Origin of the sequence: Shinella sp. G-2, from assembly GCF_050172695.1 — a bacterium.
Taxonomy (GTDB): Bacteria; Pseudomonadota; Alphaproteobacteria; order Rhizobiales; family Rhizobiaceae; genus Shinella.
In genome coordinates this window covers 155651-166856 of record NZ_JBBEYH010000010.1, presented here as the reverse complement: position 1 = coordinate 166856, position 11206 = coordinate 155651, and the positions used below count along the sequence as shown (strand labels likewise).

The 11206-nt window shown below is 63.2% G+C and carries 11 protein-coding genes; 3 read left to right on the top strand and 8 right to left on the bottom strand.

The features are described from left to right. The 8 genes from V8U06_RS17350 to V8U06_RS17315 all read right to left on the bottom strand — a co-directional run. Positions 1–213 (bottom strand): alcohol dehydrogenase catalytic domain-containing protein (locus tag V8U06_RS17350; protein WP_427141711.1); only part of this gene is annotated, 213 nt, incomplete at its 3' end. Positions 214–254: 41 nt separating this feature from the next. Further along, the gene (locus tag V8U06_RS17345; protein WP_427141710.1) at positions 255–941 is read right to left on the bottom strand and encodes an ABC transporter permease; all 687 of its coding nucleotides are present in this window, start codon (positions 939–941) and stop codon (positions 255–257) included. A 3-nt stretch (positions 942–944) separates the two neighbouring features. Next, entirely contained in the window at positions 945–1652 is a 708-nt protein-coding gene (locus tag V8U06_RS17340) for an ABC transporter permease (RefSeq protein WP_427141709.1), read from the bottom strand. 78 nt (positions 1653–1730) lie between these two features. Continuing rightward, positions 1731–2528, bottom strand: coding sequence for a transporter substrate-binding domain-containing protein (locus V8U06_RS17335; RefSeq protein ID WP_427141708.1), 798 nt, complete (start codon positions 2526–2528; stop codon positions 1731–1733). A 53-nt stretch (positions 2529–2581) separates the two neighbouring features. Next, a complete protein-coding gene (locus tag V8U06_RS17330) occupies positions 2582–4546 on the bottom strand; it encodes a DUF2817 domain-containing protein (RefSeq protein ID WP_427141707.1) in 1965 nt (654 codons plus the stop codon). 116 nt (positions 4547–4662) lie between these two features. Continuing rightward, the gene (hisC, locus tag V8U06_RS17325) at positions 4663–5763 is read right to left on the bottom strand and encodes a histidinol-phosphate transaminase (RefSeq protein ID WP_427141718.1); all 1101 of its coding nucleotides are present in this window, start codon (positions 5761–5763) and stop codon (positions 4663–4665) included. Positions 5764–5832: 69 nt separating this feature from the next. After that, positions 5833–6933 (bottom strand): 2Fe-2S iron-sulfur cluster-binding protein, encoded by a 1101-nt coding sequence (locus V8U06_RS17320; protein WP_427141706.1) that lies wholly within the window; start codon positions 6931–6933, stop codon positions 5833–5835. An 11-nt stretch (positions 6934–6944) separates the two neighbouring features. Next, complete coding sequence (locus tag V8U06_RS17315) at positions 6945–7991, bottom strand: Rieske 2Fe-2S domain-containing protein (RefSeq protein WP_427141705.1); 1047 nt, start codon at positions 7989–7991, stop codon at positions 6945–6947. Between the two features lie 124 nt (positions 7992–8115). Here V8U06_RS17315 and V8U06_RS17310 point away from each other — a divergent pair, with 124 nt between their 5' ends. From V8U06_RS17310 to V8U06_RS17300, 3 genes are all read left to right on the top strand, one after another. Further along, entirely contained in the window at positions 8116–9048 is a 933-nt protein-coding gene (locus V8U06_RS17310; RefSeq protein WP_427141704.1) for a LysR substrate-binding domain-containing protein, read from the top strand. Positions 9049–9519: 471 nt separating this feature from the next. Next, positions 9520–10878, top strand: coding sequence for an NAD(P)H-dependent oxidoreductase (locus V8U06_RS17305; protein WP_427141703.1), 1359 nt, complete (start codon positions 9520–9522; stop codon positions 10876–10878). A gap of 22 nt (positions 10879–10900) precedes the next feature. Next, a complete protein-coding gene (locus V8U06_RS17300) occupies positions 10901–11200 on the top strand; it encodes a putative quinol monooxygenase (RefSeq protein WP_427141702.1) in 300 nt (99 codons plus the stop codon). Positions 11201–11206 lie beyond the last annotated feature (6 nt).

Sequence of the window (11206 nt, the reverse complement as noted above, 5' to 3'; positions counted from 1 at the left end):
GACATCGACGACAATGCCCGCGCCCTCATGGCCGAGGATGGCCGGGAAGAGGCCTTCCGGGTCTGCGCCCGACAGCGTGAAGTCGTCCGTGTGGCAGATGCCGGTCGCCTTGACTTCGACCAGCACCTCTCCGGCGCGCGGGCCTTCCAGCTGCACGGTCATGATTTCAAGCGGCTTTCCAGCCTGAACGGCAACGGCGGCGCGTACGTCCATGGTCTTTTCCTTCCAGTGTGTCGGTCGTTTCAGAGATTTGGCTATCGCGGCAAGTAGCGCGTCAGGCGGGCTTCAAGCAGCCGGACGAGGGTGATCAGCACCAGATTGATGAGAAGGTAGAGCATGCCGGCGATGGCGAAGACCTCGAGGATCGCGTAAGTCTGGCTCATCAGGCGTTTCGCATGGCCGGTGATTTCGAGGACCGTGATGGTCGAGGCAAGGCTCGTTCCCTTGACGACGAGCACGAGCTCGTTGCCATAGGCCGGCAGGGCCTGCCTTATGGCCAGCGGGAACGTGATCCGGCGAAAGCACAGGAGCCGTGACATGCCGCAGGCCTGTGCTGCCTCGACGAGGCCGCCCGGGATCGACAGGAGGCCGCCGCGCAGGATTTCCGACGTGTAGGCGGCGGTATTGAGCGCCAGCGCCATCACGGCGCAATGAACGCCATCGCCGATGATCCACCAGAGGACGGGATTGTCCCGTACGACGGCAATCTGGCCGAGGCCGTAGTAGAAGAGGAAGAGCTGGACGAGCAGCGGCGTTCCCCGGAAGACGGTGCTGTAGCCCTTGGCGAAGCCGCTGACGAACCGGTTTTTCGAAAGCCGCATGACGGCGAGCGCAAGGCCGAGATTGAAGCCGACGGCGACGGCGGCCAGCGTCAGGATGGCGGTCAGCCACAATCCCTTGGCAAGGGTTGGAACTGCTAGCTGGATGAGATCGAGATCCATGGCCTATGTCCTCGTGCGGGGGCGCAGAAGGCGCTCGATCCGGTCGAAACCACCCTGGCTGACCAGCGTGATGACGAGATAGACGACAGCCGCGATGAAATAGAAAATGAAGGGATGGCGGGTGGAGCCGGCGCCGACGAAGGCGGCGCGCATCAATTCCTGCAGGCCGACGACGGAGACGAGGGCGGTGTCTTTGATGGTGGTCTGCCAGACATTGTTCATGCCGGGCACGGCAATCCGCAGCATCTGCGGTGCGATGATCCGGCGGAAGATGCGTCTGCCGGGAATGCCGAGCGCGCGGGCGGCCTCGATATGGCCTCCGGGAATGGCGGCAAGCGCGCCGCGCACGACCTCGGTGGAATAGGCGCCCGATATGGCCGCAATCGCGATGACGGCGATGACGAAGGCATAGCCGTTGCCGGCCAGTCCCTCATAGCCGAAGGCGGCGGCGACCTGCCCCACGAATTCGACGGAGGAGAAGAAGAGAAGATAGATGATCAGGAGTTCGGGCACGCCGCGCACGATCGACGTGTAGAAATCCACCGCCAGCGTCAACGGGAAGAGCCGCGCCCATTTGATCAGGCCGCAGGCAATGCCGATGACAATGCCGAAGGCCATGCTCGCGACGCCGACGGCAATGGTGATCGCCGCGCCGCGCAGGATCGCGGCGATCCAGCCGCCCTCCCATACCTGCCATAATCCAAATTCCATCGGATCCGCCCAAACCTGTCTATTGTCCTGTCGGAGGCGGTGTCTCCCGGAAGCTGTCCGGGAGACGCCATGTCGGCGTTACTTGCAGGGACGGGAAATATCCGTCTTGAACCAGGTCTGGCTCGCCTTGCCGATCGAACCGTCGGCGACCAGTTCGCAGAGCGCCTTGTCGATGCGGGCCTTCAGCTCGGTGTTTTCCTGGGTGATGCCGACACCGATGCCTTCGCCGAGCGTCGCATCGGAAGAGCTTGCGATCTTGACGTCGACCAGCTGAAAATCCTTGCCTTCCGGCTTGGCGAGGAAGTCATCCAGCGCGGACTTGTCGGAGAAGGCCGCATCGATGCGGCCGCTGGCGAGGTCGATCTGCATCTGGTCGAGCGTGTCATAGGTCTTCAGATCGGCGTTCGGCGCGTTCTTCTCGAGATAATGCGCATGGGTCGTTCCTGCCTGTACGCCGACCTTCCTGCCGTCGAGCGCCTTGATCAGGCTGTCGAAATCCTTGATGCCGGCAAGGTCCGACGTCTTCGGCGCGACGAACATGTTGGCGAGTTCGGCATAGCCGATGGAGAAGTTGATCTCCTTCTTGCGGTCTTCGGTGATCGACATGCCCGAGATGATGATGTCGAAGCGCTTTGCCTTCAGCGCCGGGATCAGGCCGTCGAAGGCCTGCACGACGAACTGGCACTTCATCTCCAGCTTGGCGCAGAGCAGGTTGCCGACATCGGCATCGAAGCCGGTGACGTTGCCGACGGCATCGGCCATGCTCCATGGCGGATAGGCGCCTTCCGTTCCGATCGACAATTCGCCTTCCGCGGCCTGTGCCGTGGTGAGGCCGGCGGCAAAGAGCGTGGCGAGCAGCAGACTTTTCAGCTTCATGTTCTGGTTCCCCATGTTGAGCTTCGTTGTTGGTTGGGTGAGGCCGGCGGCTGTCAGAACGTTCGGGCCAGGAACTGGCGCATGCGTTCGGAGCGCGGATTGGTGAAAACCTCCGCCGGGGCACCCTCTTCCTCCACCTTTCCCTGATGGAGGAAGAGGATCTTGTGCGAGACCTCGCGCGCGAACTGCATTTCGTGCGTCACGAGGATCATCGTGTTTCCTTCTTCGGCCAGCTGCCGGATCACCCGCAGCACCTCGCCGACCAGCTCGGGATCGAGCGCGGAGGTCGGTTCGTCGAGCAGGATGAGTTTCGGGCGCATGGCAAGCGTGCGGGCGATGGCGGCGCGCTGCTGCTGGCCGCCCGAGAGCTGGCCGAGATATTGGGCGTGCTTGTCGGAGAGGCCGACCTTCTTCAGCAAAGCGTGGGCGTGATCGACAGCCGCCTGCCGCTCTTCCTTCAGCACATGCAGCGGCGCCTCGACGATGTTTTCGAGTACGGTCATGTGCGGCCAGAGATTGAAGTTCTGGAACACCATGCCGACCCGCGAACGGATGCGCTCGACCTGCCGCATGTCGGCCGGAACGGCATTGCCGTCCGCCGTCTTCTTCATGCGGATTTCCTCGCCGTCGATGACGATGCGTCCGTCGTTCGGCTGTTCGAGCAGGTTGATGCACCTGAGGAAGGTGCTTTTCCCCGAGCCGGAGGAGCCGATCATCGACACGACCTCGCCCGGCTGCGCGGAGACGCTGACGCCGTTCAGCACGGGCAGGATGCCGAAGCGCTTGTGGATGCCGTGCACCTCGATCGCCGGCCGTTCGGTTAGCCTCGGGCCGTTGACGTCCGGATGGGCAACAACGGCCACAGCCGCTGCTGCCGGAACGGTCTTTTCCGGGCCGGCACCGCCGACCGCCTTGAGGTCGGCGAAGGCGCGGTCGAAATGGCGCAGCGATGCGGCAAGGCATGTGCGCTGCCAGTCTGCGTCTTCGGGAATGAAGGCGGTGCGCAGGGTTTCCTTGATCCTGCCGCCGAGGGGCGTGTCGACCTTGCCGAACAGGTGAAGCCAGTTGTCGGCCTGCACAGCGTCCGAAACGGTGGCGCCATCAAGCGTGCCGCATTCGACCACAAGCGGCAGGACACGGGCCTTCGGCAGCGCGGTTCGCACGGCCGCTGAAACATAGCCGTTCGCGGTCGCGGCAATGCCGGTATCCGTGGTCGCGTTTGCGCCGGTGACGACGATGGAAAGGGCGGGGCCGAAGATGCCGCGTCCCCAATCCAGGCCGGCATGCTCGCTTTCGGCGACGGACAGCAGCGCCGGGTAACCGTAGGGACCGGCACCCGTGTGCAGGTCGAAAACGACCACCTCGGCTGCCTGCTGTGCAAAGGTCGTGAGAATGTCGATCAGGGTGCGGTTGGACCAGACGGGGCCGTCGCCGCCATAGAACAATCCATCCGGAAAGTCGTACTGGCCGGCTTCGATGATCGGAGCAAGGCCGGCATAGCCGCCGGAACGCCGCTTGGCCTCCTCATAGGCCTCCATGGCCGCGTCATGCGCCGGCCCTTCCAGCGCGGGACAGACGAGCGCGCCGTGCAGCCCGCCATAGCGCTCGTTTTTGGGCGGCGCCTGCTGCCAGTCGATGAAGTTGCGGTTGAGATCGACATTGTCTTCATTCACCCGGCGCGACCATGCGGTGCCCCAAGGGTTGATGAGGTGGATTGCGAGGACGGCGGTATCGTCGGGAAGCTGCCAGGGTGTGTTCTGGGAGAGCCAGGCGGTCTGGCAGGCCGAGCCGAACGGACCTTCGACCCCATGGGTGCCAGAAATGAGCACCATGAGCTTGCTGGCATCGTTGCGTCCGAGATAGGCGACATCGGTCGCAAGCCGCTCGCCATCGGGACCGTGCAGCGGGTGCAGATATTCGACGAGGCTCGCCCCGGCGGTGCGCGCGGCGGCGAGGAACCGGGTGCGAAGAGCGGAATAGCCGCCCGAAAACAGGCCGGATGGCGTCAATGAGGACATGCGATGTGGCTCCCGGTTCGCTTTGGGCAGACTTGCGTTTGCGCTCATGGTTCGTTCCCTGGACCGTGGATCGGCCCCTGTTCTGTCTTGTCAGATTGGAGCAGCGCTTCGGCGTGTCACTCCTTGGCGAGAGCGCTCAGCGCCTCGATGAAACGGTCGTTTTCGGAGCGGCTGCCGATCGTCATGCGGATGAAGGTTTCGTAGCCGGCTTCCTTCCACGGCTTGATGATGATCCCCTTCGACAGGAAGTGATCCAGTGCCGCCCGGCTGTCCCAACCGACATCGATGAAGAGGAAGTTCGTCTGCGATCCGGCGACGCGAAAGCCGAGGGCTGCGACGCGCTGGGAGACCCGTCGCCGTTCCTGCTTCAGTGCGGCGACCGATGCACGCATCCACGCTTCGTCCTCCAGCGCAGCAAGAGCGGCGGTCTGTGCGGCTGCATTGACGTTGAACGGTGTCTTGGCGGCGGTCATGGTGCGCGCCAGACGCAGGTCCGACGTCACGGCATAACCGACGCGCAGGCCGGCAAGCCCGTAGGCCTTGGAGAAGGTCCGCAGCACCACCCAGGAGAGATCGGTCTTTGCGAGGGCGGCAAGTCCGTCGGGCATGCCGTCGTCGGTGAACTCGAAATAGGCCTCGTCCAGCACGAGCAACGTTTGTGGCGGAACCGCCGAGAGAATGCGCGTGAGGCCGTCACGGTCGAGCGCCGGCCCGACGGGATTGGACGGCGACGAGAGAAAGAAGATCGCCGGTTTTTGCGCAAGCATGGCCACGATCGCGGGGATGTCGAAATCGAGGTCCGCCCGCATGGCAACCTTCTCGACCCGCGCGCCGTTGGCAAGCGCCTCGATCTCGTGCAGGCCGAAGCCGGGACAGAGCGTCGCGACGAAGGCGTCGGGACGAAGAATGGCGCGGCATACCGCAGCGATCATCTCCTCCGAGCCGTTGCCGACGACGATGCGGTCCGCGGGTACATCGAGCTTGTGGCTGAGGGCCGTGCGCAGCGCCGTGCAGGCCGGATCGCAGTACCGCGCCGGATTGAGGCCGGCGAGAGCGGCGGCGACCTTCGGCGAGCAGCCGTCCGGGTTCTCATTGCTGGCAAGAGCGGCGATGTCCTGCCGGCCGCTGTGCTTCTGCGCGGCGGCGATATTCATGCCGGCATTATAGGGCGGCAGCCCGGCGACATGCGGATTGAGCGGAATTTCGTCTCGGAGCATTTTCGTCACGGGTTCTCCTTGGGGTGCGAGGCACCCCGGGTTCAGGCCGCAGCCTCTTGTTCACAGTCGCTACAGATCGAGCACGAGCGAGGATTTCGGTCGGGTACAGCACAGCAGCACCCGATCTTTTGGGATCACGTCGAGCGGCTCCTCGAAATAGTCGACCTCTCCGGAGACGAGGCCCTGTTCGCAAGTTCCGCAGACCCCCGCCCGGCAGGAGAATTCCGGCTCGATGCCCTGTGCCTCCAGGAAGGCGAGGATGGATTCACTCGTGCCGTCCCAGGCGAGCCTGCGCCCGGATTTCTGAAGAACGATATGAGGTCCGTCGCCTGCGGGGGATTGGTCGGCCGCCGGCGGTTTCACGGGTTGCGGTGTTGTCTGCGCGGCTTCCGTGAGAAGGCTTGCCGGGCCGAAAAATTCATAGGCGATACGTTCCTTGCGGACGCCGAGGCCGGTGAGGATGCCATAAAGCGCCTGCATGAAAGGGGGCGGGCCGCACATGTAGATGTCGTAATCGTCGAGCGGCAGAAGCTCTTGGAGCGTGGCGCGCGTCAGGAAGCCTTCGGAATGGCATCTCATCGTGTCGAGGTCGGCGCTGTCCGCGAAGCGGTAGCAGAAATGCACGGTGATGCCGGACCTGAGGGCGGCAAGCTGTTCGACCTCGCCGCGCAGGGCATGGACGGCTCCGCTGTCGCAGGCGTGGATGAACCAGACGGGCCGGTTGCTTTCCCGTGCCAGCACATCGAGCATCGAGACCGTGGGCGTCAGCCCGACGCCGCCGGAAAGCAGCACGACGGGCCGACGGCTCGCGGTGTCCAGCTTGAAGGCGCCGCGCGGCAGGTCGATTTCGACGACGGCGCCGGGCTCTATCTCGTCATGCAGCCAGCACGAGCTCACACCCGCCGGCACGTCCTGCGACGGTGCGGCCTCACGCTTCACGGTGATCCGGTACGTGCCTTCCTCGCGCGGGGACGAGGAGACCGTATAGTTGCGCAGGACATGGCCACCCTTCCTATCGGGAACCCGTATCGTGAGGAACTGTCCGGCCTCGAACGGCCGCCATTGCTGCCGGTCGAGAGGGGCAAGTCGGAAAGATGTGATGGTGGCGCTTTCGCGCACCTTCGAGATCACTTCGAAGGGGCGGAAGCGCGAGGCCGCGGCGTCCAGCATTCGGGCGATCCTTACTCAGCCGCTGCGGTGGCAGGCCCGGCTTGCGCTTCGGCGGCGATCATCTGGGCGAGCTTGCGGCGGAAGCGCATCGGGCCGACGTCGATCTTCAGGTCGAGGTTCGGCGTCTGTTTATTCGCCATCCCGTGATGGACCGCCTCCAGCACGACGCGGTCCTCCTCGAAGGCGCCGCGCACCGACTTGGCGAAGCTCTCGGAAACCTTGGCATCGTCGGGCGCGAAATTGCGCATCTGGAACCAGTAGTATTTGGTACGGTTCTCATCGACCGGCGTCATGAAGTTGTAGCTGTCCATGAGGAAGGTGTTTTCCGGTAGCGCGCGGCCTTCACCGCCCGTGTGGGCCGGGGCGAAGATCGCCTTGATGATGGCGTTGCTCGGATAGCGGACCTCATAGTGCTGCTTGCGGTCCGTATTGCCTTCGAACTGCAGGAAGGGGGCATAAAAGGGCGCCGGTTCGGAGTCGATCATCCAGCGCCAAACGGTCACTCCATCGTCCTTCACGGTCGTCTCCAGCGGCGTTTCCTCGCAGGCCGAGCTTGCGAAGGACGACTGATGGACCCAGGCGACGTGGGACGGATCGAGCAGGTTGTCGGTCATGTAGAGGTAGTTGCAGTTGAGCGTCATCGACTCGCCGCGATTGATGCCCCAGGCCGGATCGTCGAAATACTCCACCTCGAAAATGTCCTTCGGGTCGGCTTTCTCCGCCTCGCCCATCCATATCCAGAGCAGGCCGTAGCGCTCGTGGACGGGGTAGGAACGCACCTTGGCGACATGGGGAATACGCTCTGCACCCGGAACGCGCGTGCAGGTGCCCGAACAGTCGAAGGTCAGGCCGTGATAGCCGCATTCCACGTCGTCGCCCTTGATACGGCCCATGGAGAGCGGCAGTTTGCGATGGGGACAGGCATCCTCCAGCGCGGCGGCCTGACCATTCTGCAGGCGGTAAAGAACGATCTTTTCGCCGAGGATGGTGACGGGCTTCAGCTCGCGGCTTACCTCGTGATCCCAGGCCGCGACGTACCAGGCATTCTTGAGAAACATCTCGCTCTCCTTGCGTTTTGATAAGCGAATGTTCGTTGTTTTCCCGGCGCCAACAAGTTGCCAGCTACTGCGTTCTATTTTAGAAAATCTAAATTGGGATGCGTCGGTGGAGGAATGTGCAACGATGTCGAACCCGTCCTTGCGCGGCTTGCAGGCCTTTGAAGCTATTGGACGATGCGGCTCGGTGAGTGCTGCCGCGGAAGACCTGGGCGTGTCGCCGGGAGCCGTCAGCCAGCTGGTGCGCAATCTGGAGCAGTGTCTTGGATTGACGCTTCTGGAGCGGCGCGGCCGGCGGGTGGAATTATCGTCCTGGGGACGGCTCTATTATCGTGAGGTTGCGAAGGGTTTTCAGCAGCTTTCCCATGCCGCCAACGTCCTGACGCGTGCGCGGAACGAAAGCGGCATCGTGCTCAGCGCCCTGTCCTCGGTCGCCAGCCGTTGGGTCAGCCGCAAGATCTTCGATTGGCAATCACTCTGTCCGGGCTCGAATGTGCGCATTCTCGGCCAGGAGCAGGAGCCTCGCCTCGGCGCCGAGGAGGTGGATTTCCGCATCACCTACGGCCGGCGCTCCTATGCCCACGAACACGTGGCGGCCTTGTTCACCGACTGGGTCGTGCCCGTCTGTTCGCCTGCGCTCATTGCAAACGGCGCTCCGCGCTGTCCGCAGGACATCCTCACATTTCCCCTGCTCAATGTGGAATGGGAGGCAGACTACAAGGCATCGCCGCAATGGAAGGACTGGGCAAACCTCATCGACGCCGATGGCCGGCAGACCTTTTCCGGCCTTTCTTTTACCTTGTCGAGCAGCGCCATCGACGCGGCCGCCAATGGGCGCGGATTTGTACTTGCACAGGTTTCCATGGTGCAGGACGAGATTGCCTCGGGCAGTTTGATCGTTCCCTTCGACATTCGCATGAAGCTTTCCGAAAGCTACTATCTCGCCTGGGACAGGACCGCTCTTGAAAAGCCGTTCGGCCAAAGGTTCCACAAATGGCTCCTCGGAATTGCCAGGCAACAGGATCAGTATTCGGCGCCAGCGGTCGCGTCATTGCCTTGAAGGTTGATTTGGAGGTGGCAATCTCTACTCAGTCCGAGTGCGACGTTGGTTGGAATCCCAATCAAGAGCTTAGAAACCAAATTAAAACCTGTTTCATTACCGATGAAGGCCGCGTTCTGCATCAAGGCGGTATTGGATTCGGTTTATACGACGTCGAACGGCTCGGCAGGTTCGTTCTCGTGTGTCGATCGGGGCAGGGATACTCAAGAGGCTACACCGAGTAGAATGCTTAGAAAATCTAACAAATGTGTTCGACTTTCTAAATTGAGCTAAGTTCTCATTGAGCTTACCTTCTTCTCCAAGCTGCTCGGGAGGCGGCTGGGAGTGGCGGCGGGTTCGCCTTCCCCGGAGGAGACAAGGCTCATTCTGATGACTGCGACCGGTGGAGCGCTTGGCGCTGCCGCGTGCTCGTCGATGCGTCCACTTCAGCGGGACACTCCTCACAATCATCCCCTAGCTGAGGACGTGTCGATGAACCTTTATTCTCTTCTTTCCCTGCGCGCGGCCAATGGCCGTCCCGTTCGTGTGGCGCTGATCGGCGCCGGCAAGTTCGGTTCGATGGTCCTAGCTCAGGTCCAGCGCATCTCCGGCCTTCATATGGTGGCCGTGGCCGATCTCAATGTCGCCAAGGCACGCGAATCCATGGAGCGCGTCGGCTGGGCCAAGGAGCGCTATCAGGCGCAGAGTTGCGGCGACGCGCTGAAGACCGGCCAGACCTTCGTAACCGACGACGTCAATGCGATCTTCGGCTGCGACGAGATCGAATGCGTCATCGAGGCGACCGGCCACCCGATCGCCGGCACGCGTCACGCGCTCGGCGCCATCGAGAGCCGCAAGCATGTCGTGATGGTCAATGTCGAGGCCGATGTGATGGTCGGCCCGATCCTCGCGGAAAAGGCCCGCGCCGCCGGGGTCATCTATTCCATGGCCTATGGCGACCAGCCGGCGCTGATCTGCGAACTCGTCGACTGGGCGCGCGCCACCGGTTTCGAGATTACCGCGGCCGGCAAGGGCATGAATTTCGAGCCGCGCTACCGCTATTCCACGCCGGATACGGTGTGGGGCCTGTTTGGCTGGACTGAGGAACAGGTCGCCGCGGACAACCTCAACCCGAAGCTCTACAACTCCTTTACCGATGGCACCAAGGCGGCGATCGAGATGGCGGCCGTCGCCAACGGCACAGGCCTCGATTGCCCCGATGATGGCCTTGCCTTCCCGCCGGCCGGCCTGCATGACCTCGCCCGCGTCTTCCGCCCCGCAAGCGACGGCGGCCGCATGGCCCGGTCCGGTCTCGTCGATATCGCGGCGAGCCAGGAGCCGGATGGCCGCGAGGTGTTCAACAACATCCGCTATGGCGTCTTCGTCACCTTCAAGGCGCACAACGAATATGCCCGCGCCTGCTTCAAGCAATACGGCCTCCTGACCGATCCGTCGGGTTGGTACGCCTCCATGTGGCGCCCGTTCCACATCATCGGCCTGGAGACCTCGGTCAGCGTCCTCTCCACGGTGCTGCGCAACGAGCCGACCGGCTGCTCCAAGGAGTTCCGCGGCGATGCCGTGGCGACCGCCAAGAAGGACATGCAGCCCGGCGAGATGCTGGACGGCGAAGGCGGTTACGCCGTATGGGCGAACGCCATTCCGGCAACGCGCAGCCTTGATCTCAAGGCGCTGCCGATCGGCCTTGCCCACAACGTCAAGCTCAAGCGGCCGATCAAGAAGGACCAGATCGTCAGCTTCGACGATGTGGAGATCGTCAACGATCTCGATGTTGTGACGCTGCGCCAGGAGATGGAAGAGCGCTTCCGCCCCGGCCAGGACGCAGCGGCCTGATGGCGCAGGGAGGGACGGGAAGATGAACGCTTTCGTCGTCATTGCCGAGTTCCGCGTGCGGCCGGAAAGGCTTGCGGAGTTTCTGGAGGCCGCGCGCGACGATGCGGCGCATTCGGTGGCGGACGAGCCGGGGTGCCGGCAGTTCGATGTCGTTCAGCCTGAAGGAGAGGGCGGCATCGTCGTCTTCTACGAGGTCTATGACAGCCGCGAGGCCTTCGACGCCCATTTGCAGACGCCGCATCTCGACCGGTTCCGCAGGGCGTTCCCGCCCCTCATCCTGGAGGAGCGGCCCGTCCGTTTCCTCCAGCGTCGCTATCCGTAAAGGGAG